The following is a 25,074-nucleotide window of genomic DNA, read 5'->3' on the forward strand; positions in this document are numbered from 1 at the left end:
TAATTTACCTTAACTTGTAATAAATATTCTAAAATCAATAAAATCAAATATAGAGTTTTTATTCTCTAAAGAATTTACCTTTTCAAAATCTATGTTATTGCTGTTTATCATACCAAGTAATTCATTAAAATTTGATATATGCTCTTTTGTTCTTTTCTCACTATATTCTGTTGCTGTTGCTGTTGTCATCAAAAAAGCCCAGTCACTACTTTGTGCTAAAAGTAGTTCCCTTAACATTTGAGTTAAAACTCTTGAGATATTTTCATCACTTGTGTGAAAATACTCTTTTGCTTTAGCTTCCATAACATCTGCCATCTCATGAAGATGTCTATAAATCCAATCATTTCCTTCATTTAGCCATACATCATAATAGCCCTTGTCTCCCCAAGAAGAAGGGTTTGGGTTTACAATTTGATTTTTTGGATACATATTTAAATACTCCATTGGAGTAACTGCTTTTATTGTTTTATTTTTATCAATCTCTCTAAACATATTTGATAAAAACTCAGGACCTTCAAACCACCAATGACCAAAAAGCTCCGCATCGTAAGGTGAAACAACCATTGGTGTTCTGTCCATAAGTTTACTTAAATGGTCAAACTGTTGTTCCCTATGACAATGAAAATCTTTTGCATGTTCTTTTGTTTTTTCCAAAGCAACCCAAGGGTTATAAACCTCTTTATAGTCTGTTGTTCCTGTGATTTTATGATATTTAAAACCAGTAAATACTCTTATTCCATCTGGATTAATATAAGGTTTTATATAATCAAAATCTAAGTCATAACCAATATCCCTATAAAAGTCTCTATAATTAAAATCACCAGGATATCCCTCTTTTGAACTCCATACTTGTTTTGATGATTGAGAATCCCTACCAAAAGCTGCAACTGCATTTGGTGTATAGGTTGGAGAATAAACTCCATTTAATGAAGTTGGTCTTCCATAGGTTAAAGCATGAGAATCTACAATAAAAAACTTGATCCCTTTTTCATTTAAAATCTTATCTAAACCATCATAATATGCACACTCAGGAAGCCAAATTCCATTTGGATGTTTCCCAAAATGTTTTTTGTGAGCTTTTACAGCTATATCAATTTGAGTTCTAACCGCATGTTCATTTACACTTAAAATAGGCAGATACCCATGGGTTGCCCCGCAAGTAATCACCTCTAAACTTCCATTATAGTAAAAATGTTTATATCCATTTAATACATTTCCATCTAAGAAACCTTCAAAAAACTCTTTTATTTCAATAAATGTTTCTTTATAAAAATTCGCAATTGAATGGAAATGTTCATCATTTATAGTTCTTTCTATCTCTTTATCTCCAAGTTCAATATGAGTATCTAAATATTTTCTATATTTGCCCATTAGATGTTCATCTGATAACATCTCAGCTAAAGGTGGAGTAACTGACGTTGTAAGCTTAAAATCAATACCATCATCTTCAAGCTTTTTTAATCTTTTTAAAAGGGGAATATAACATTCTGTGATAGCTTCAAATAACCAATGTTCTTCTAAAAAATTTTCATATTTCGGGTGTTTTACAAAGGGTAAATGTGAATGTAAAACTGGAACCCAGTAACCTTTAACCATCAATATTTCCTTTTAGGTTTGTTGAAGAAGATATTTTATCTTTTTCATTTTGTTTTATAAATGTTTTTAATCTCTCTAACTCTTCTATATACTTTGATGATGATCCTGCAGAATCAAAGTGTTCAACTGTTGTTCTTATTATTTCACTCCAACTGTATCCTTTGCTTAATAAGGCTTCATATTCATCTTGGCTAGGAAAGTTTATTTTTGAAGAGAATGTATGGATTACGTTTGAGCAAAATAATTCTTTAAATTTTCCATTTTCTATAACACCCACTCTAACTAGAATATCCATATTTTCAAATTTTGAATTTATATAATAATCTCCTAAAGCAAAAGAAGAATCAAAACTATATAATTCATTTCCATCTATATCATCAATTTTAAAAAACAATTTTTCATTCTCTAAATTAATTTTTTCATCGTCTAAAGTTTTATCACTAACTTCCCAATATACAAAATACTTTTCTGTATTTACTAATATTATCCGTAAAGTATCTTTATTATATCTATTAGGTATTTCAAATTCTACTTCAGTATTTTTCACCTCTGAGGCAAAATTATCTATTACATGAGAAGCACTAGAAAAATCATTTTCGTTTTTTAAACTCTCTTTTATCAAATTTTCTGAATCTATTTTCATAATTTTTCCTAATATTAATATATTTTTTTATTATACAAGAATTCGCATACATTTTTGGTTATTAAAGATTACTAAATATACTATTTGCAATCTCTTGTGCTTCTTCTTGAATTAACTTTAAATGATCTGCACCTTTAAAGCTTTCTGCATAGATTTTATATATATCCTCCGTACCAGAAGGTCTTATTGCGAACCATCCATTTTGAGAAACAACTTTTAAACCACCTATTTTTGCTCCATTATCAGCTTTAGTTATGATATTTTCAATCTTCTCTCCAGCTAAAGTATCTTGTTTGATATCTTCAGGTTTTAATTCTTTTAATGCTTGTTTTTGTTGTACATTTGCTGGTGCATCTAATCTTCCATAAACAGGTTCTCCAAATTTTTCAATTAAAGAATCGTAATATTCACCTGGATCTTTTTTTGTTTTTGCTAAAATTTCTGCTGCTAAAAGATTTAAAATAATCCCATCTTTATCTGTACTCCAAACTTCACCATTTTTTCTTAAAAAAGATGCCCCTGCACTCTCCTCACCACCAAAAAATATCTCTTTTTTGATAAAAGGTTTAACAAACCATTTGAATCCTACTGGTGTTTCAAATACTTTTTTACCATTATCTTTTACAACTCTATCTATCATTGAACTACTAACTAAAGTTTTCCCAACACCTAAACCATCAAATTCTCTATTTCTTGATAAATAATCAATCACTACAGATAGATAATGATTAGGATTTAATAAACCTTTACTTTTAGTTACAATCCCATGTCTATCAAAATCAGTATCATTTCCAAAGGCAATATCAAATTGATCTTTTAAATCAATTAATCCTGCCATTGCGTATGAGGAAGAACAATCCATTCTTATTTTTCCATCTTTATCACAATGCATAAATGAAAATGTGAAATCGGCAGTATCATTAAATATTTCCATATTTAAATTATACTTCTCTTTTATAGCTCTATAAAAAGCCATCCCTGAACCGCCCATTGCATCAGCACCAATTTTAAGATTTGCATCTTTTATGGCATCCATATCAATTACATTTTTCAAATCTTCTACATATGGAGTTATATAGTCATATTCAATTAGAAAACCTGTTTCTAATGCTTCATCTAAATCCATTACTCTAATATCTTCTAAATCATTTTTTAAAATCTCATTTGCTCTTTGTTCAATAACTTTTGTAATAGTCTCATCTGCTGGTCCACCATCATTAAAATTATATTTAAACCCACCATCACTAGGAGGATTGTGTGAAGGAGTTATTACAATTCCATCACTATTCTCATGGGTTAAAATTGCATGAGAGATTACTGGAGTTGGAGTATATTCAAAATCTTTTGCATAATATGTTTTAATACCATTAGCAGCTAAAACTTCAAGAGTAGTTCTATGGGCTGGAATTGATAAAGCGTGTGTATCCATACCTAAAAAAAGTTGACTATGTTTTTTTTCTAAATGGTACTCTGCAACTGCTTGAGCCATCGCTAAGATATGCTCTTCATTAAAACTGTTTTTCGAAGCACTCCCCCTATGACCAGAAGTTCCAAAGCTAACTAGATGTGCTGGATTTTCTACATCTGGAACCTTTACATAATAATCACTTATTAATTTTGGTATATTTTCTAAAATCTCTTTTGGTGCCTTTTTTCCTGCAAATTTATTTATCCCCATTACTATTTACTCCTTTTGTTTTCTATTTATTATACATTAACGTATAATACTCATGTACCATTCTTCCCGAATCAAAGGCTGGTATTACATCTGAAATTGAGTTTTTCTTCACATTTAACCATTCTTTTTTATTATCATAATATAAAGGTATAATTTTATTTTCTAAAGTGTCCATCAAGTTTTTATTATCTAATCTATCTTGTTCTTCTATTGATAGACCTCTTCCCTCTGTTGGAATTGTAAAAGAGTTAATCCCTTCTCTACAAAATTCTGGATGCCAACCATCAGCAATAGATAAATTAATCGCTCCATTCATTGCAGCACTCATACCACTTGTACCACTAGCTTCCCTTGTAACTCGTGGAGTATTAAGCCAAATATCAGATCCTTTTTTTAGTTTCATTGAAAGATCTAATTCATACCCAATCAATACTGCAATATTTTTGTACGATCTTGCCATATAATTTAATTCATTAAAAATATTTATTGCTTGTGCATCAAAGGGATAAGGTTTCCCTGCCCATACAATTTGAATAGGGTATTTTTGATTATTTATCATATTTTCAAATCTTTGCAAATCGTGCTTTAATAAGCCAGGTCTTTTATATTCAGCAAATCTTCTCGCCCAAACTATAGTCAAAATATCAGGATCAAACATCTTTCCTGTTTGATTTGCCACCTCATCAAAAAGCAATCTTTTTAAGTGCTTTTTTCTAGCTTCTAGTTCAAAATCTTCATGTTCATCTAAAGCTTTCAATAAGCCTTTATCAGTCCAATATTTTCTATTTTGTGCATTAGTAATAGATATAATATCGCATCTTTCATCTACAAAATTCCACATCTCATTTGCAACATCACTATGGATTTTTGAAACACCATTAGCAATCTTTGAGATTTTTAAAGCCCCTACAGTTAATGAAAATTTTTCACCCTCAACACCTGTTATAGTTCTAACCTCTTCTAATGAAGTTTCACTAAAAAATCCCATTTTATTTAAAAGATTTATATCATGCTCTTCATTTCCTGCTGCCTCAGGGGTATGAGTAGTAAAGACAACTCTTTTTTTAACCTCTTCTATATCTTTAAATTTTTTATATAATTCAAAAGCCATTGGCAAAGAGTGCCCTTCATTCATATGATAAACATCAGGATTATATTTCAACTCCTCTAATACTTTTGTACCACCAATTCCCAATATAATCTCTTGTGCAATTCTAGTTTCTGTATTTGAGTCATAAAGCTTATGGGTAATAGTTCTTGATAAATAATCATTTTCTGGAATATCTGTAGATAAAAGAATTAAAGGAGCACTGTTAAATAGTTCACTTGGTACTAAATATGCTCGTACATAAACAGGTTTTCCATTTATATCTACACTTACAGTTATATTTAAATCTTCTAAAAAATAGTATCTTTTTCTTCTAAACTCAATTTTCAAATATCTATCTTCATCTCTATTTTGGTCATAATAACCATAACTCCACAACATCCCTATACCAACAAGATTTTGTTTTAAATCGTAAGCACTTCTCATATGTGAACCTGCAAGGAATCCTAAACCACCTGAATAAATTTTTAAAGCTTGATGGATTGCAAACTCCATCGAAAAGTAAGCAACACTTTTTGAATACTTTTTGTCAATCTCATATTTATGTAAATAACTCATTTTTATCCCTTTTATGATTTATATAGATTTAAATACTCTTTAGCAGAATGGATCCATGAGTTATCAACACCCATATTGTGCTTAGAGATTCTTTCAAATTTGTCTTTATTTCCATATAAAGAAAATGCCTTTGCAAGTGCATGATTAAACCAAAAAAGATTATACTCATCAAAAGTTATTCCTAAACCTAAAGAAGAGTTTTCAATATCTTTTATATCAGTAAAATCTGTCACAGTATCTTTTAACCCACCAGTTTTTGATACAAGGGGAAGAACTCCATATTCCATAGCAATCATTTGATTTAAACCACAAGGTTCAAAAAGTGAAGGCATCAATAAAAAATCTGCACTAGCATAAAGTTTTCTACTAAAAGCTTCGTCATAACCTATTTTTATATGAATATTATCATATACACCTACCAAGCTTCCAAAACTATGATTATAAATATCTTCTCCACTTCCTAAGATAACAAAGTTAGCTTCATAGGTTTTGAATAAACTAATTGCATCTAATATTAAATCAACACCTTTTTGAGAAGTGAATCTTCCTACAAAGATAAAAAGAGCTCTTTTGTCATCTTTTAAACCTAATTCTTTACATAAATTTATTTTATTTTCTAACTTTCCACCATATTCATCTATTGAAAAATTTTTATCTATAAATTTATCTTTTGAAGGACTAAATACTTCAGTACTTATACCATTTACAATACCTTTTAATTTATAACTATTAACTCTCAATGTTTCATCTAATGTTTCACCAAAAGCTGGAGTTTGTATCTCTTGCGCATATGTTTTACTAACTGTTGTAATACTATCACTAAAAGATATTCCTGCTTTTAAAAAATTTACATTATCAAAATACTCTAAACCATCAAATTTAAAACAACTTTTCCAGTCTATTTCCAATTCATCCATCACTTTTTTAGGAAAAATCCCTTGATAGGCCAAATTATGTATAGTTAAAACTGTTTTTTGTTTTAGTTTGTATCTAGTTTTCATAAGTAATGGGATTAAAGAAGTTTGCCAATCATTTACATGAACAACATCTATTTTTAGTTTCAGCCTTATCATAACTTCTAATACAGCATATGAAAAAAGTCCAAATCTTAAAGCGTTATCACCAAAATCACCAAAATCATCATTGTACAATCCCCATCTATCACATAAAACTGGATTATAAATAAAAAGTTCATCCCTATTGTTTTTATTTTCAAAAATATCAAACTGGTGTCTAACACCAAAAAGCCAATAGTCAAAAGTTAGCCCATTGTAAATAATTTCATATTTTTCTCTATCAACTTGATTATATAAAGGCATAACAGTATAAACTTTTTGCCCTTCGTCTCTTAATGACTCAGGAAGCGCATGAGCCACATCTGCTAAGCCTCCTGTTTTTGCATAAGGGAATATTTCACTTGCGGCAAATAGAATATTCATCTACTCTCCTTGTATATTTTTGCTGCCGTTTCTGGCAATATTACATTTATATTTATATCTGTATTTTGTTCAAATCCAGCCTCTTTATAAATTCTTGGTTTTATTTCAATATTAAATCTAAAATAGTTTTTTGTATTTACGTCATAATCCTTATATGGAGCATTATTAATTATCATATTAAAAGAGATATCTCCTAATGCTGCATAAAATTTTGAGAAATACTCTTTTGTTATATCACATAAAGCACTTAAATCACTTTTATTAAATTCACTTAAAGAAGCTAATTTTTTCTTTGATACAATTTTTACTTCAAAGGCAAACTGTGATGCATAAGGACAATACAATACAAATTCACTATTCTGTGCAATTATATTTTTCTCATAATTCAACTCTTCATATAAGATATCATCAAATAATGCTCTATTATGGGTTTCAAAATACTCTTTTTGATACTCTACATTCTCTTTAATTTTTTTAGGTAAAAAAGGCAATCCCATAATTTGAGAATGGGAATGGGACATTGAAGCACCAGCATCTTCACCTTGGTTTTTAAAAATAGACAAATAGGCTAACCTATCATCATTTTTTAAATTTATAACCCTACTTTGCAATATTGTAAAATAGTTTATTAAATCATTAAAATCGTAATTCCAGATTTGCTTATCATGATTTGGTGTTTCTATTACAACTTCATGAGCCCCAAAACCACTTGATTTTTCAAAAAAACTGTCTCTAGTTGATTGAAAGGGAATATCTATTGATAAAGCATTATATAGATTAGGTACGACTCTGCATTTCCATTTTCCATCTTGTGAAACCCTTGCAATTTCATGGGGAGTAAACTCCTCTCTTTCTAAATCAAAAGGACATTTATCATGTATTATTTCACCAAGATATATATCCTTTTTATTGTTTAAATCTTTTGGTCTCTTAAGCCGTTCAGGAGCGAAAAGTGTCCATTCTCTTGCTAATTTACAATATCTAAACTCTGACACATTATCTCCTATTAAATATACCAATTTTTTAAAAATAGATTATCAAAATCAAGAATAACTTCATCATATAAAGGATATCTTTGGATTTTTTTATTATTTTCATACAACTCAAACATAAGATTTATTTTTTTCTCTCGATAATCATAAAGTTTTAACTCTACACCTTTATCAAAAGCAATATCAAAATATAAACCATTTTGTTCAATACTTGTTTTCTCTTTTTTTATATCAAATATAAATATCATATCATTTAAAGTTAACCTTAACTCAAAATTTGATTTATATTGGATCTTTTCACCCTTTAAATATAGAAAAAGATTTGGTTCTTTGTCAATACCATAATAAAGATATTCAACTAATAAAGCTGAGGAATCCATAGTACTAAACTCTTTTTTTATATCAAATCTTCCACTATTTAACCATTCAAAAAAGTTACTCATATTTCCATCAATAGTAGGAAAAATAAAATCTGTAGGTTCTATATTTATTAACTTACCTTTATCTTTTTTTACTATTGGAGTATAGATATCTGAAGGTACATCTTGATCCATTAACCTATAAATATTTTTTAAATGTGCCCTAAACTGATCATCAAATTGATGATTTAGTTCTGTATAGTGATCATCTCCATACCACCAAAACCAGTCACTTCCCAATGCAATTAAAAACTCTTTTTCTATTTGTTTTATTGTTCTTTCATCTAAAGAGTCTTTTATTTTATCATAATCAAATTTTGTCATATCAAGAAGTTCCCAAGCTTTGTTCTTTTGTGAACTTCCTATCCAAATATCAAAATTTCCATTAATCCAACTACCACTTGATAATCTATGTAAAGGTGTAGTTTCAAGTTCATCTATAGTTTCGATCTCATCAAAAAGAGTTAACTCACACCAATCTTGTGTAGATAAAAGTTCATATAGATTTTCAAAAAAATCCTTTGCATTGTTTGGGAAAAACTCCCAAGCATTTTCTCCATCCAAAATAACTGGTACTACTATACTATCTTGTGCACTTAGATATATGTTTTTTAAATGTGAAACAAAATCACTTGCTGCTTCTTTTGCATTTTTTTTACTATATTCAAATCCTATTAAATCACTTAAATATTTATCTCTAAAAAATAGATTTACTTTTCCCTCTTCTGTCATAAAAGAATAAGACTTATACAACATCTCTTTATTAGATTTTTGTAAAGATTTAAAAAGTATCTCTTCATCAGAGCATGCCCATTTTACACCATTTTTAGCCAATAGTTCTATGGTTTTTTCACTAACACTTCCTTCACTTGGCCAAAACCCATTTGGTTTTGTATCAAAATGTTTCTCATAATATTCAATTGCATTACTCACTTGTTTTGAAGCAAATCCTTTATAATCTGCACTCTTAGTAATAGGCAAAATGACATCTGGTTTTGCTTCAACAGCACTTTTCCTATCAAGTAATAGGGGCAAGATTGGATGATAAAAAGGTGTTGTTGATATTGCAATTTGCCCTTTTTCTTTTAACTTTTTATAATAAGGAATAATTTGTTCAAGAAAAGAAAACATTGCTTGAACTAAATCTAGTTTTTGATTTTGAGAGAAACCCCTTTGTTGATTTATCAACTCTTTTATTAAAAAATTAGTTTCCCTTAAATAATTACCACACCAAGTAAGTAAAAATAAAACCTCTAATTCTATTATCTCTTCATTACTAAAGTTTAACAAAGTATTATTATCTGATCTAAATTTTAGTAATAGTTCATTGTATCTAGGAAAGGGTTTTATCATATGTTGTTCATTTGGCAAGAAAAGATACTCTTCTAAAAATAGCCTCTCTTCATTGCTTAAGGTTGAAGGTTCTTTTCTTAAATACTCAATAAACTTATCATTTGCTTCACCTTTTATATACTCTTCTATTTGTGCCAATAAAGATGGTACTAAATTAAAAGTAGCCTTTATGTTAGGAAAATTTTCCATATACCAAGGTATATCATAATAGTCTTTTGTAGCATGTAAAAAGACCCAAGGCATTAAAGTTGATTTAGAATAATCATCTTTATAATAAGGTTGATGCATATGCCATAAAAATGACAAATATATTTTTTTATTCACTTATCCACTTTTCTATTTTATCTTGATATGAGTAAAAAATCTTTCCAGCACTTTTTTCATCTTCAGCCTGAACATAAAGATTTATATACTCATTGTGTTGATCAGGAACCATAAGTATCCATTCATCATCATTCATCCAAATTTTAATTCCATCTGTTGAAGATGTTTTTTTCCCTTTAGCATCTTCAAGAAATTTTCTCATCATTTTCCCTTTTAGAGAACTAGGACAAGGTATATTTTCACCTTTATATGAAAATTCTGGTATATCATTATGTAATTTAGATAATTTTTTACCTGATTTTTCAAGTAATTCCAAAATTTTAAAACTTGTGAAAATAGAATCCCTATTTAATCCAAATTCATTAAAAGCGAAATGCCCATCACTATCAGCAATCAAATCATACTCTTTTAACTGCTCAGCTTTAAAACTAGATAGTTTTTCCCTTGAAACCTCTATATTATCATAAGTTACAAAGTCTGGTGCCCATGCAGGTAAAATCACTTTTAATTTTCTATCTGTTGTACTATCTAATAAAGCTAAAATCACTAATAACAATTTATAATCATAAATCAATTCACCTTTATTATCAATCACTTGTAGTTTATGTCCATTTGGATATATTAAAAAACCACAATCAAAATTTAAACCTCTAACAATATTTTGCATATTTTCTTGGGTTTTGACAATATCATTAGGTTTTAATTTTTCACTTTTATGAGCATTTAATATAATGTTTTCAACCCCCAATTCATTTATGATTTTAGGATAAATATCTGAAGTTGAACCATTCATAATATCTATAGCAACTTTAAGTTCACTATCTTTAAATAAGTTTTTATCAAAAGAGTTTTCAATTGTTTGAATATAAACATCTCTAAGATTTTTATCTTCACTAATTGTACCTATCTCATCATATTTTACTTTTCTAAAATTTTCTCTAAAAAATATTCTCTCAACAGATTGAGCTAATTTAGTATCTAAAACTAATCCCTCATTTGTAAAAAATATTATCTCTGTTTGAGTTGGGTCAAAAACTGATTGTCTTAAGTGTATCCCTGCAACAACATCATCTGTTTTGCTTAAAGCATGTCTCATCACGTTTGACGGAACATTATATGGGTCAACAATATTAACTCCGGTTGAAAGAATCCCTGCAACAAATGCTCTTTTTAACATAAATGTAGATTTATGATAATCCCTTGAAACATAAATTGAACACCCAACAGGAAGAATTGAACCAAAAGCACCTGCAAGCTTAGTAGTCATTTCACAAGAAAGTTCTATATTAGTTCTTCCTATAACTGCCCCATCTTCAAAAATTGAAGATTTATATCTATTCCCCCAGATTATATTTGAACTAACTACAGATGAAGCTTCTAAAACTTTATCTGGCCACATAATAATATCCTTTTCAAAAGATACTTTCTTATTTACCAAACATTTTTCAGCCATAATAACACCAAATGAAGCTTTAGTTTCATCTTTTATAGTATTATTATTACAAATAACTGAATTATTTAGTTTTACTTTTACACCAATTTTTACATCATTCCAAAGTATTGAATCAATAATTTCTGAATGTTTACTAATTCTACAATTATCTCCAATTACACAATTTTTTAAAGTAACACCCTCATCAATAGATACATTTTTACCAATGATTACGGTTCCTTCTACTCTAATTTTTTTATTAAGTTTACTACCATCTTCTAAATAAACATTACCTTTGTCTATCTTTGATACTTGACCCTTAGAAGGAAGTTTTATTTCACCACTAAATATATCTTTAAATACTTCTCTATAACTTTCAGGATTACCTACATCTCTCCAGTAACCTTTATGAGAGCATCCCCAAAGAGGTATCTCTTGCTTCATCATTTTAGGAAATAAATCTTTAGCAAAATCAAAATTTTGTTTATAAGGAATCAAATCTAAAACTTCAGGTTCAATAATATATATACCTGTATTAATAGTATCACTAAAAACCTCACCCCAACTAGGTTTTTCTAAAAACCTTTCTATTCTATCCTCTTCATTTGCAATTACAACACCAAATTGTAATGGATTTTCAACAGATGTAAGTGTAATTGTTAATTGTGATTGTTTTTTTTCATGAAATCTTTTTATTTTTTTAAAATCAAAATCAGTAACTAAATCTCCACTAACAATTATAAATGTTTCATCCAAAAACTCTTTTGCAAAAGCAACTGCTCCAGCTGTTCCATAATCATCATCAGGTAAAAAGTACTCTATTTTAACACCTAAGTCTGAACCATCTTTAAAATAGTCTTTTATAATATCAGGTTTAAAATATAATAATACTCCAATTTCAGTAATACCTAACTCATCCCTTAACTTTATGATTATATGCTCCATCATAGGTCTATTTAATATAGGAAGCATAGGTTTAGGAACAGAATTTGTCAATGGTTGAATTCTTGTTCCAAACCCACCAGCTAATACAATCGCTTTCATTTTTTACCTTTCCTTTTAGATTTTTTTAGACTTTTTTTATTAGTTAACTAACCTTTTGGCTAATTCTAATAAATCATCTCTAATTTTATATTTTTGTGAATTTACGTGTTCAATTGTTACAAATTGGAATTCACTTTTGTTATAAACTATTACACTTCCTCCCTTATGGTCTGAAAGAAGCTTATCTATAGAGTATGTAACAAACTCTGAAGCCATTAATCTATCAAAAACCGTTGGATTACCTCCCCTTTGAACATGTCCTAAAATTGTTGCTCTTGTTTCAATACCAATATCAGTTTCTAACCATTGTACAAGTTGATTTGTACTTGTACATTTATCATGATTACAACCTTCTGCAACAACACAAACTATATATTTACGCCCTTTTTCTAATTCTTCTTTAAGTCTATTACCTATAGATTCTAAATCATAATCAAGTTCAGGAATAATACAAACCTCAGCCCCACAAGTAATTGCAGATACCAATGCCAAATATCCACAATCTCTTCCCATAGTTTCAATCACACAAGCTCTTTTAAAAGAAGCAGAAGTATCTCTAATAGCATCTGTTGCTTCTCTTATTATATTTAGTGCGGTATCCACACCTAAACAATACTCTGTACCATATATATCATTATCAATTGTAGCAGGAACTCCTACAAAGTTCACCCCAAAATCTTTATAAAATTGGTTTAATGCTCTAAAAGAACCATCTCCACCTAAAATAACAATCTTATCTATTCCATGCTTTTTTAGATTTTCAAAAGCTTGTTTTCTATACTCATATTCAAAAAATCTTTTTGACCTTGAAGACCTTATTTTGGTACCACCTTCATGCATGATTCCAGCTACATCTTCATATGTTGCAGCTTTAATATTTCCATCAATGAGACCTTCCAAACCATCATATATTAAATATGGTTGAACATCTTTTGTAAAACAATAATCTACAAACTGTTTAATTGCAGGGTTCATACCTGCACAATCTCCTCCGGAGGTCATTATTGCTATTGACATCAAATACCTTTTAATTTTGACCAACAAATAAAGTCATATCAACTAACCTACTTGTATATCCCCATTCATTATCGTACCAAGCTAAAACTTTTACTGTTTTACCATCAACTACTGAAGTCATATCAGGAACAAATGATGAAGAGTATGAACTTCCTATAAAATCACTTGAAACTCTTTTGTCATTATCGATTTCAATAAATCCATCAAACTGTGATTGACTTGCCAATTCCATAGCTTTATTTACATCCTCTTTTGTTACATCTTTTTTAAGATTAACAGTTAAATCTACCACTGAAACATCAGCTGTTGGAACTCTCATAGCATACCCATTTAATTTACCTTGTAAGTGAGGCATAACTAAACCAATAGCTTTTGCAGCTCCTGTAGTTGTTGGTATCATATTAAGTGCAGCTGCTCTTGCTCTTCTTTTATCTTTATTATGTTTTACATCTAAAATATTTTGATCATTTGTATATGAGTGAATTGTAGTCATTAAACCATTTTCAATCCCAAAATTATCATCTAAAACTTTACAAATTGGAGCTAATCCATTTGTTGTGCAAGATGCATTAGAGATAATTTTTTCTCCATTATAAGAATCTGTGTTGATATTTAAAACAAATGTTGGAGTATCATCTTTTGCAGGAGCACTCATTACAACTTTTTCAACTCCACCTTTTAGATATGCTTGACATTTTTCAGTTGTTAAAAATGCACCTGTACACTCAATAACTACTGTAGCTCCACAACCACCAAAATCAATATTTTTTGGATCTCTATCAGAAAATACTTTTACTTTGCAACCATTTATACTAATATGATTATCATCTATTATTTCAGCATCTACTCCCATGTGTACGCTATCATACTTTAACAAATAAACTAGCATATCTAAATCACTAGTAGTATTTAATGCTACTAACTCAATATCACTTCTTTGAGCAATAATTTTTGCTGCTATAAGACCTATTCTACCTGTTCCATTGATTGCTACTTTTAATGCCATAATTTTTCCTTTTATATTTATTTGTATTAGAATAACAAAATATTATATTATAATACATGAAATCAATTACATTCTAATTGCAAAAGTATATAATGTAATCAATTTGTTAATGATAGTTACTATTATATTTAAGTAAAATAAAATATAGGTATAAATTATTTACTATTTTATAAAAAATTTAAGGATATATATGCAAACAAATCTTTTATTTGGTATTCATTGCCACCAACCTATAGACAATTTTGATAAAGTTGTTTATGAAATAATTGAAAAATCTTATCAACCTTTTTTCCAAATACTAAAAGACTATCCTGATTTTAAATGTTCAGTTCACTTTAGTGGCTGGTTATTTGAGTTTATTAAAAAAAATAGACCCGAACTTTTTTCGTTAATAAAAAGTTTGAGTTCACAAATTGAGTTTTTTACTGGGGGATATTATGAACCAATTTTAGCTTCTATTCCTAGTTGTGACAGAGTTGCACAAATAAATAAATTATCAGATTTTATAATAGAAAATTTCAATCAAAAACCAAGAGGACTTTGGTTAACTGAAAGAATTTGGGATGACTCTATTATTGATGATTTAAAGGAGTGTGATATTGATTATGTTATTGTTGATGATTATCACTTAATTGCATCAGGATTTAAAAAAGATGAATTAAATGGCTATTTCCTAACAGAAAACAGTAATAATCAAATGGCTCTTTTCCCTATAAATAAAGACCTAAGATATATTATCCCTTTTGCAACTATTGATAATAGTATTAAAAAAATAAAAGAGTTTTCAAATATAGAGGGTAAAAATGCTGCAATTATCTTTGATGATGGAGAAAAATTTGGAGTGTGGCCAAAAACATATGAAAAAGTTTATGAGAAACAATGGCTTAAAAACTTTTTTGAAAAATGTATTCAAGATGAAACAATAAATGTCACTACATTTACAGATTTTTATGATAAAAATAAAGCAATATCATTATCATATTTACCAACAGTATCTTACCATGAAATGGGAGAATGGGCAACACTTCCAACAAATGCAAATGATTATTTAAATTTAGTTCATCAACATATGGATAAAGAATATCTAATTCGTGGTGGAATTTGGAAAAACTTTTTTATTAAATACAATGAAAGTAATTGGATACATAAACGAGCATTAGAACTTTCTAAAACAAAAGAGGTATCTGAACAATTTAAAGATTATCTATATAGAATCCAGTGTAATGATGTTTTATGGCATGGAGTTTTTGGAGGTATTTATCTTCCTAATTTAAGAGATAATGCTTATAAATATATTATTAAATGTGAAAATATTCTAGATAATACTGGCTGTAAAAAATGTGATATAAATATGGACTCTTATGAGGAATACAAATTTTACACTCCTGATTTAATCACAATAATTGATCCGAAAATGGGTGGACAGATTATTGAATTTGATTTAAGAAAACAATGTTTCAATTTACAAAACACACTTACTAGATACCATGAAACCTATCATGACAAAATTGAAAAAGTTGAAGAAAAAGATATACTAGAAGTTGAAGAGATCGATAGTTATGAGGAGATTGCTACAATACACAATGATTCATTATTGTCTACAACTGAAGATATTGAACTATTTACAGATTGGTATATAAAAAAATCAGCAATTGATCATATAACAGATAAAAGTTTAAATAAAGAGAGTTTTAAAGCTTGTAACTTTAATGAATATGCAGATTTCGCAAATCAAGCTTTTGAAGTAGAAAACGTTAGTCAAAATAGTATTAAACTTAAAAGAAATGGAGGGGTATACAAAGAACAAAAAAAGAATACGCAGTTAACAAAAAGCTTTATATTTAATAACAAAAAAGTAGAATCAATTATAGAAATAAAAAGTGAAGAAAACTCTACTATGAAATATTTATTGGAGTATAACTTTCATTTTCAAGACTATGAAATTCTAACAGTAAATGGACACAATATAAATGAAGCTTTACATCTTGAAAATTCGCAAGTTACAATTTTAGATCAGTCAATGAACAAAACAATATCTTTTTATTTTGACCAATGTATGGATATTTATATATATCCTGTAAAAAGTGTTAGTCAAAGTGAAGCAGGCGTTGATTATACAATCCAAGGTATTGCTTTAGGTTTTGCTAAAGATTTTAGCTCTCAACTTAATTTAAAATATCATATTGATATTCAATAAAAAAGGGAAATAAAATGAAAATGTATGGAATAAAAAGTTGTGCAAGTGTTAAAAAAGCAAAAGCTTTTTTTGATAATAATAATATCTCATATGAGTTTATAGACTTAGCTAAAACTCCTGTAGGGAAAGACAAAGTTGAACAATGGACAACTTTTACACCAGCTACTTCTATGCTAAATCCTAGAAGTAAATCATACAGAGACTTAGGTTTAAAAGATAAAAAACCTACAGAAAAAAAAGCATTATCTTTAATAGAAAAAGATAATGGAATTTTAAAAAGACCTGTAATTGAACATGGATTGAATGGTGAATACAAATTTACAATAGGTTTCAATGAAGAGGAATATAATTCTACATTCTTAAATTAATCACTCAATAAGAAGCAGTTTATTCTGCTTCTCAACTCTAAATATAAGACTAACCTTACAAAAATAAATTAATTCTTAATTTAACATTAAATTAACTAATAATTAACAACAACTAGATAATATCCTAAAATTAAAAAGTTCCCACTCTCACTTGTTTGGCCACAAAAGAATGGAAACTTGGTATTTGACACCAATATTATTATAGTTAAATCTCTCTTTTACTATTGTTAATATTAGTGTCCTTAATTATGGAGGAACAATGAAAAAAACAGTAATCTTATCTATGGCTCTATCAACACTTTTATTTGCATCAGAGGATTTGGGTGTTATTAGTGTTGATTCAACAACAATTGATGACAAGTTTGAAGCAAAAAAAAGTGAAGTCTCATCAGTTACTATAATTGATGAAAAAAAAGTTGAGCAAATTAACCCTCAGAATATAGTTGAAGTTTTAAACTCAACTCCTGGTATCACTGCAATGCAAACAGAAGGTGATATTGTAAAATTACATATTAGAGGTGTTGATAATCAAGTTTACATGGGGGAAAGACCTGGTATTGCCGTTGTTATTGATGGGGTTCCAGTTCAAGAGACTACTGGAAAAATAAATATTGACTTAGATAATATTGAAACAATAAAAATAATAAAAGGTGGAGCATCTTACCTTTATGGAAATGATGCTTTATCTGGAGCTGTAGTAATTACGACCAAAAGACCAAAAGGGAAAGATTTTAGTAAATTAGAAGCTCAACTTGGAAGTTTTGGTTATGAAAAAGTATTAATTTCAACAAACAAAAGTTTTGAGAGTTCTGCTTTACAAATCCAAAGTAGCTATAAAAATACTGATGGTTATTGGGATAGAGCTTTTAAAAAAGATAAAACTTTTAGTACAAAATATAACTACTATTTAGATGATACAAGTGATGTGGTATTTGGTTTTAGTTACAATAAAATTGATAGTGGTGATGGAAGTGGTGTTCATGGAACAAGTGCATCAATACTAGACCCAAAAAGTGTTAGGGAGATTACTTACTCTTCTGACTATGATACTACACTTGTAAAAAGTTTTATTACTTACTCAAAAGATTTTGAAAACAACTCAAATTTAATGTTAAATACATATAGATATACTGATGATAAATCATATCAATCAGCATATGAAGATATAAATGGTGATGGATTTAATGAAGCCCATGATTATTCTAATGATGAGAAATGGTCACAAAATGGGATAAAAGGGGAATATAGATATTCTTCAAATAATTATGCAGTGATGTTAGGTCTTGATATACAAAGAAATAATGAAACAACAAAAAGAACACCTCTTCCGTGGGGAACAACTTCATACGGTAGACTAAGTCCTAGCTCTTCAAATCTAGATGAAGAGATAAATGCTTTTTATACTGAATTTAAATATGAACTAACAAAAAAACTTACTTCAACTTTTAACTTTAGATATGATGACATAAATTATAATTTAGAAAATCTATTAAATCCGTTACAAAATATAGCTCCATCTTTTGATGAAAGCTCTTATAGAGCAGGATTAAACTATGAAATCAATCCAAATACAAATTTATATACAAGTATCTCAACAGGTTTTAGAGCACCAACTGCTGGACAAATAAGTAGTAATAGCAATAATGGATATAAAACAGATATAGACTCAGAAGAGATTTTAAATTATGAACTTGGATTAAGAGGGAAAACTGATTACTTTAATTATGAAGCATCAATCTACCAATTAGATAGAAAAGATTATATTGGTATGAGAGCAGGAAATTATATAAGAAGTTCCGATGAAGACAATTATTATGATAATGTAGGAGATATGAGAAGTAGAGGTTTTGAATTAGCTTTAAATAGTTCTCCACTAGATAATCTGTCAGTAAATCTTGCATATACATATTTAAATGCCCAATTTACTAGAAATAATTACAAACAATTAGTTTCAGATGCTGTCTATGCATATCCTATGGGCGTAAGAACTTTAATTAGTCCTGCAGTATTTCAAACACTAGACTTAACAGGCTATCAAGTTCCAAGAACTCCAAAACATACTCTTAATTTAACACTGAATTATACCCCAATAGATAAGTTAACAATCTCTCCTGAATTAATTGCAAAAAGTAGTTACTTTGCTGATGAAACTAATAATTTTGAACAAGGTGGATACGCTTTAGTAAACTTAAGAACCTCATACAAAGTTAATGAAGATTTAGAAATTTTTGCAAGAATTGATAATCTATTTGATAGAGAATATAAACAATTTGTACATCTAACTGCTAGTAGAGTTGATAATACAATGGAAGATTCAACTATTATTGTTGGTCCATCTAGATCATTTTATGCTGGTTTAAGATATAAATTTTAGGAAAAGATATGATAACTAATAAAAATAGAGATAATAATGATATCTATAATATTCCAATATTAAAATTCTTTTTTAAAAATAAAAAAGTAATAAGAAGTGTTCAAATATTAACTTTAGCACTTTTTATTTATGGGATATATTTTGGTTTTAAAGAACCAGAATCAGGAAATATATTTACAAGATATTTATTTTGGGGACTTTTTTGGTCATTGTTTATGGTTGTTACCCTTGCAACTTTTGGAAGAATTTTTTGTGGTATTTGTCCACATGGTTTTCTTGGTAAATATCTTACAAAAATTGGTTTAAATAAAGAGTTTCCAGATTTTTTAAAAAATAGGTATATTGGAATATCTATATTAATTATAGGATGGTGGTTTGTTTATTATACTTTCCCTGGTTTTTGGAAAAGCCCTGGAAATACTGCATTAATGTTTACTATTCTAACAATACTTGCATTTTTACTCTTTTATCTATACAAAGATATGAATTATTGTAAATATATATGTCCTATTGGAACTTTAACAAAAGCATTTCATAAAATATCATCTACTTTTCTTGGAACTTATAAAGAGGATTGCAAAGAGTGTAAAACTTTTGATTGTGCAAAAGCCTGTAGTTACAATCTAAAACCTTTTACTTTTGAAAAAAAGAATTCAATGGAGGATTGTACTTTATGTATGGATTGTAGTGATGCTTGTGAAGGAGTTAATTTTAAAATCACTAAACCATCAAATACATTATTCAAAAAATTTAAAACTGATTTAACTGAAGTATGGACATACATACTTATAGTTGCAGCAATTCCTATTACAATGTCATTTCACCATGGGTTAAATAGAACTAATATTGCAGACCAATTTATTTGGAGTAAAACAGCAAACTTTTTTGAAAAAACTTTTAATATAACTTCAATTGATACAGTAGGAATGTTTTCTTTTTTTTATGCCCTATTTTTTTCAATATCAATTGTTTATCTTGGTATGTTTATTGCTTCAAAATTTTTAAATAGTGATACTAAAAAAACACTTAGTACTTTAGGTTATGCTTTTATTCCCATATTTATTATAGGGGGATTAGCTCACTTATTGCATAGCTTTTTTACTCATACATATGCAGATATCGTAAATGGTTTTTTATATGGATTTGGATTTGAAGAGATTAAGGTTTCGAATCTAGCTTCAAGACAAGACAATTGGTTAAAAATATTCAACTTTTTTCCCTATTTAGCTGTTATATGGGGATATTTAATCTTAGCAAAAAGAATAAACTTTTTTGAAGTATCAAAAAGTAAAAAAGTTTTAGCATTTATATTTGCTTCTTCATTAATAACATTTTACTTAGTATTAAATTTTTATAGAGCTTATGTATTTAGTACGCATGGTGTAAAGCGTGGTGGGCACAATCACAATTCGCACAAAACTTCTAAAATGTTTCAATCAGTAGATATAAAGCAGGCTGTTTTACTTCAAAGTGGTAAAAATAAACAAAATGGAGCAGTTTGTGGAATGAATCTACCAATGTTTTATAAAACAAACCATAGTGCAACAGTTAATGGTGAAGTAAAACAATATTGTTCAATTCATTGTTTAACTGAAGATTTAAAATTAAAAAAATTACCTCTAAAAGATATAAAAGTTGTAGATACAAATACCTTAAAATTTATAGAAGCAACAAAAGCTTTATATGTCATTGGAAGTAATAAAAAAGGAACAATGTCACCTATTAGTAAATATGCATTTAAAAAGAAATATGATGCAGAAAATTTTCAAAAAAAATATGGAGGAGAGATTAAAAACTTTGAAGAAGCTATAAAAGTTTCATTAAAAGATTTTAACTAAGGTAAAAAATGAATATAGAATTAATAAGTAAATTAGCAGATTATGGTGTGATTGGATTTTTAGGATTTTTAAGTTTTTTAACAATTATGTTTTGGATTGAAAGAATTTGGTTTTATAAAACAATTAAACTTGAAAATTATGATTCAAAAGAGGAGCTTGAGATTGCTTTAACAAATAATCTTGGAATAATCTCTACAACTGCATCAAATGCTCCTTATATAGGTTTATTAGGAACTGTATTTGGGATAATTATTACATTTTATATAATGGGAGAAAGTGGAGATATAGATGTAAAAAATATTATGACTTCACTTGCCTTAGCTCTTAAAGCAACAGCAATGGGACTAATTGTAGCAATTCCAGCAATTGTATTTAATAACCACTTAGTAAGAAAAGTAGAAGTACTTCTTGCTAAATGGGATATAAATCAAAAGGCAAAATGTGAAAATTAAAAAGTTTGATTCAATAAATGTAATTCCATTTATTGATATTATGCTAGTTCTTTTAGTTATTATATTAACTACTGCTTCATTTGTAGCTAAAGGGATGATTCCTGTAGATTTGCCAGAAGCATCAAGTGCAAAAACTATTGAAAATAAAAAAAGTATCACTATTACTGTAAAAGAAAATGGTGAAATACTATTTGAAAAAAATCATATAGATAGATCTGATTTTGAAAAAAGACTTATAACATATGAGAAAAAAACACCTATTCAAATAAACTGTGATAAAAACGTAAAATTTGAAAACTTTATTTTTTTATTAGATATATTAAAAAATAACAATTACGAAAATATAGGGATAATTACCAAAAAGGAAAAACTAAATTGAGATACTTTGGTTCTTTTTTTATAACGCTGATTTTATATGCAGCTACTATTACAAGTTTATTTTATAGTTTTAATAATCAATCAAACATTACCAATAAAGAAGAAAAAAAGTCTTTAGTTAAAGTATCACTTATTGAAGCAAAAGTAGAACAAAAAAAAGAAATTGAGCAAAAAAAAGAAAAAGAGAGAATCAAAAGCTTAAAAAAAGAACCTAAGAAAATAGTAAAAAAAATCATTAAATCAGTAAAAAAGCCAAAAAAGAAAATAGTAAAAAAAATCATTAAATCAAAAACTTGTATTAAAAATGAGACAAAAGAAGTTAAGAAATCACCTTCAAAAAATGTAGAAAACATAGTATCTGTAGCACCTAAAATAAATATATCTAAAATAAAAAATGATTATATAGCAAAAGTGAAAAAAACAATCAATAGTAATAAATTTTATCCAAATAGTGCAAGAAGACGTGGTATTGAGGGAAGTGTAAAGGTTGAATTCACTATCCAAAATAATGGAAAACTAACAATGGTAAAAATTATACAAGGAAAAAAGATTTTTTTTAAAGCAGCAAAAGAAGCTATCATAAATAGTTTCCCAATTCAAGGATATAAAGATAATAAAATATTTCCTATAAATCTTACTCTTGTACTAAAGTATAATTTAAAGTAGTCTAGATTTTATATTTTATTTTAAGATTACTTTCATAGAATTTATTCATATAAATATTATTTTTGAGAGTTTAATATGAATTATTCAATTTCTGCAAAAAAGAACGCTTATTTTTTTATTATTATTGTAGCTATATTAAATGGGCTTATAACTTTTCTTATGTACAACTATTTTAAAAATTCTCTAACAGAATCACTTTATAAGAAAAATCTAGAAATTGCAAAATTGGAATTTATACAAACAGAAAAAGAGATAAAAAACAAGATTGACCACTTTAAACTTATTCTTGAAAATGTGAAGATAAGTCCCCATTTTATTCACTATTTAAATAACAACTCAAATTGGGAAAAAAAAGCTTTACTTTTACATGATTTTGAAACCTTTTCAAAAACAAATAAAAATATTTTCCAATTTAGATTTTTAGATAAAAATGGAATTGAGGAATTAAGAGTAGATAAAATCAATAATAAAGTCGTTGTAATAAATAAGCTGCAAAATAAAGGGAATAGATACTATTTTAAAAAAACAAAACTTTTAAAAAACAATCAATTTTATATTTCAGATTTTGATTTAAATATTGAAAATGGAAAAATTGAAATACCTTATAAACCAACAATTAGAGTATCAACTCCTATTTATTTAAATGATACATTCAAAGGTATTCTGATAATAAACTATAATGCTAAAGAGCTAATTGATTATATTTTAGAACAACGAATTTTTGATGTTTATTATATGGATAAAAATAAAAACTTTTTACTTCATCCAAATAAAGAAAAATCATGGAGTAGCCAACTAAAAACAAATTATCAAGTAAAAGATGAAATTAAAAATATTGATAATCTAATAAACAACGAACTTACAGATAAAAATCATATTTATTATATAAATAAATTTTCAATTACTGATAATGATTTTTTTATAATCTATTCAATAAAAAAACAATTTTATAAAAATGAATTAATAGAATTAAAAAAGAGTATTATTAGCATGTTTTTTATAATATTTTTAATTACACTACCTATTGTAATATTAGGTTCATATCTACAAACTTTTCAAATGAAAATATTAGAGACTTTAATTGATAGTTTACCTTTTCCTATAGTACTAAAAGATAGCAAAGGTAATTTTATTTTAGTAAATACATCTCTTTCAAAACTTTATGGCTTCTCTAATAAACATAGTTTATTAGGAAAAAATTCATACAAATTTAAAGATAAAGATCTTCCATATAGTAATAAAAAAATAGATTCAGAAGTGCTTTCAAAAAAGAATATTAAATTTGAAGATAGTTTAATCCTCCCTAACAATAAAAAATTGTATTTTGATACAAGATTAATTAAAATTACATTCTTAGGAGTTTTAAATAAAGATTTTATTTTAGGTATTGCTATTGATATAACAGAATTAAAAGAGTTAAACAAAGATTTAGAGAATAAAGTACTAGAAGAAGTATCAAATAGATTGTTAATGGAAGAAAAATTGTCAAAAAAGCTTAAACAAGCACAAGTTGGGAATTTAATTGACAATATTATTTTACAATGGAAATATCCTCTAAATCTTATTTCATTAAGCGTACAATCACTTGAAATAGATTCTGAGACAAATAATATTACAGCTGATAAATTATCAAAAAATCTTAATACAATTAAAGAAAACACTTCTTATATATATAATACAGCAGATGATTTTAAAATCTTTTTGTCTACCGAAAAAGGTGTTGAACTTTTTAATTTAGATCAAATTATAACTACTTTAGAAAGAATTTTAAAAAATCGATTTGTAAAAGGAAGCATTATAATAGAAAAGAATATTGATAAAACCATTAATTTAAAGGGACATAAAAGTGAATTTGCACAAGTTATTTTAAATATTCTAAACAATTCTTTAGATGAATTTGATATTGCAAATAAAAAATTTAAAGAAAAGAAAATCCTTATAGATATTTCACATGATACAAAATTTTATAATATAAAGATCAAAGATACAGCAGGTGGTATTGAACCTAAGTTTATAAATAAAATATTTGAAAATAATTTTACACTAAAAGAAAAAGAATCTTCAGGAATGGGTCTTAGCATCTCCAAAAATATTATAATAAATGAGTTTAAAGGTAAAATTACTGCTTACAATGAAAACCTAGGTACAACAATTGAGATCAATATTCCCTTTAATTAATTCTCATAATTATA

18 protein-coding genes are annotated in these 25,074 nt (G+C 27.4%); 8 read left to right on the top strand and 10 right to left on the bottom strand.

Features of this window, described 5'->3' with window-relative positions; genetic code table 11:
• Window positions 1-9: 9 nt before the first annotated feature.
• The 10 genes from ACKU4C_RS13205 to gap form a co-directional block, all read right to left on the bottom strand.
• A complete protein-coding gene (locus tag ACKU4C_RS13205; protein ID WP_321312737.1) occupies window positions 10-1,596 on the bottom strand; it encodes a 1,4-alpha-glucan branching protein domain-containing protein in 1,587 nt (528 codons plus the stop codon).
• Window positions 1,589-2,239 (bottom strand): DUF4912 domain-containing protein, encoded by a 651-nt coding sequence (locus ACKU4C_RS13210; protein WP_321312739.1) that lies wholly within the window; start codon window positions 2,237-2,239, stop codon window positions 1,589-1,591. The genes ACKU4C_RS13205 and ACKU4C_RS13210 overlap by 8 nt, the downstream gene beginning before the upstream one ends.
• Before the next feature lie 61 nt (window positions 2,240-2,300).
• On the bottom strand, window positions 2,301-3,917 hold the full coding sequence (locus tag ACKU4C_RS13215) for a phosphoglucomutase, alpha-D-glucose phosphate-specific (protein WP_321312741.1): 1,617 nt from the start codon (window positions 3,915-3,917) through the stop codon (window positions 2,301-2,303).
• Between the two features lie 22 nt (window positions 3,918-3,939).
• A complete protein-coding gene (glgP, locus tag ACKU4C_RS13220) occupies window positions 3,940-5,583 on the bottom strand; it encodes an alpha-glucan family phosphorylase (RefSeq protein WP_321312742.1) in 1,644 nt (547 codons plus the stop codon).
• Between the two features lie 11 nt (window positions 5,584-5,594).
• Complete coding sequence (locus tag ACKU4C_RS13225) at window positions 5,595-7,022, bottom strand: glycogen/starch synthase (RefSeq protein ID WP_321312743.1); 1,428 nt, start codon at window positions 7,020-7,022, stop codon at window positions 5,595-5,597.
• On the bottom strand, window positions 7,019-8,017 hold the full coding sequence (gene galT / locus ACKU4C_RS13230) for a galactose-1-phosphate uridylyltransferase (RefSeq protein ID WP_321312745.1): 999 nt from the start codon (window positions 8,015-8,017) through the stop codon (window positions 7,019-7,021). Before galT ends, ACKU4C_RS13225 begins: the two co-directional genes overlap by 4 nt.
• Window positions 8,018-8,028: 11 nt before the next feature.
• Window positions 8,029-10,110: a glycoside hydrolase family 57 protein gene (locus tag ACKU4C_RS13235; protein ID WP_321312746.1), complete on the bottom strand. Its 2,082-nt coding sequence runs from the start codon at window positions 10,108-10,110 to the stop codon at window positions 8,029-8,031.
• The gene (locus tag ACKU4C_RS13240; protein ID WP_321312748.1) at window positions 10,103-12,586 is read right to left on the bottom strand and encodes a sugar phosphate nucleotidyltransferase; all 2,484 of its coding nucleotides are present in this window, start codon (window positions 12,584-12,586) and stop codon (window positions 10,103-10,105) included. Before ACKU4C_RS13240 ends, ACKU4C_RS13235 begins: the two co-directional genes overlap by 8 nt.
• 39 nt (window positions 12,587-12,625) lie before the next feature.
• Window positions 12,626-13,603: a 6-phosphofructokinase gene (locus tag ACKU4C_RS13245; protein WP_321312750.1), complete on the bottom strand. Its 978-nt coding sequence runs from the start codon at window positions 13,601-13,603 to the stop codon at window positions 12,626-12,628.
• A gap of 10 nt (window positions 13,604-13,613) precedes the next feature.
• Window positions 13,614-14,609 carry a type I glyceraldehyde-3-phosphate dehydrogenase gene (gene gap / locus ACKU4C_RS13250; RefSeq protein ID WP_321312752.1) on the bottom strand — a complete coding sequence of 332 codons (996 nt, stop codon included), beginning with the start codon at window positions 14,607-14,609 and terminating at the stop codon, window positions 13,614-13,616.
• Window positions 14,610-14,799: 190 nt separating this feature from the next.
• Here gap and ACKU4C_RS13255 point away from each other — a divergent pair, with 190 nt between their 5' ends.
• The 8 genes from ACKU4C_RS13255 (at window position 14,800) to ACKU4C_RS13290 (ending at window position 25,060) form a co-directional block, all read left to right on the top strand.
• Window positions 14,800-16,806, top strand: coding sequence for an alpha-amylase/4-alpha-glucanotransferase domain-containing protein (locus ACKU4C_RS13255; protein ID WP_321312754.1), 2,007 nt, complete (start codon window positions 14,800-14,802; stop codon window positions 16,804-16,806).
• Between the two features lie 14 nt (window positions 16,807-16,820).
• Window positions 16,821-17,174: a Spx/MgsR family RNA polymerase-binding regulatory protein gene (locus ACKU4C_RS13260; RefSeq protein ID WP_321312756.1), complete on the top strand. Its 354-nt coding sequence runs from the start codon at window positions 16,821-16,823 to the stop codon at window positions 17,172-17,174.
• A 259-nt stretch (window positions 17,175-17,433) separates the two neighbouring features.
• Window positions 17,434-19,548 carry a TonB-dependent receptor gene (locus ACKU4C_RS13265; RefSeq protein WP_321312758.1) on the top strand — a complete coding sequence of 705 codons (2,115 nt, stop codon included), beginning with the start codon at window positions 17,434-17,436 and terminating at the stop codon, window positions 19,546-19,548.
• Window positions 19,549-19,556: 8 nt separating this feature from the next.
• On the top strand, window positions 19,557-21,386 hold the full coding sequence (locus tag ACKU4C_RS13270) for a nitrous oxide reductase accessory protein NosL (RefSeq protein ID WP_321312760.1): 1,830 nt from the start codon (window positions 19,557-19,559) through the stop codon (window positions 21,384-21,386).
• A gap of 23 nt (window positions 21,387-21,409) precedes the next feature.
• Window positions 21,410-21,838, top strand: coding sequence for a TonB-system energizer ExbB (gene exbB / locus ACKU4C_RS13275; RefSeq protein ID WP_321315880.1), 429 nt, complete (start codon window positions 21,410-21,412; stop codon window positions 21,836-21,838).
• The gene (locus tag ACKU4C_RS13280; RefSeq protein ID WP_321312762.1) at window positions 21,828-22,217 is read left to right on the top strand and encodes a biopolymer transporter ExbD; all 390 of its coding nucleotides are present in this window, start codon (window positions 21,828-21,830) and stop codon (window positions 22,215-22,217) included. Before exbB ends, ACKU4C_RS13280 begins: the two co-directional genes overlap by 11 nt.
• Complete coding sequence (locus ACKU4C_RS13285; RefSeq protein WP_321312764.1) at window positions 22,214-22,882, top strand: TonB family protein; 669 nt, start codon at window positions 22,214-22,216, stop codon at window positions 22,880-22,882. The genes ACKU4C_RS13280 and ACKU4C_RS13285 overlap by 4 nt, the downstream gene beginning before the upstream one ends.
• 75 nt (window positions 22,883-22,957) lie before the next feature.
• A complete protein-coding gene (locus ACKU4C_RS13290; protein ID WP_321312766.1) occupies window positions 22,958-25,060 on the top strand; it encodes an ATP-binding protein in 2,103 nt (700 codons plus the stop codon).
• Window positions 25,061-25,074: the final 14 nt, after the last annotated feature.

It is taken from the genome of Halarcobacter sp. (assembly GCF_963676935.1).
Classification (GTDB): Bacteria; Campylobacterota; Campylobacteria; order Campylobacterales; family Arcobacteraceae; genus Halarcobacter.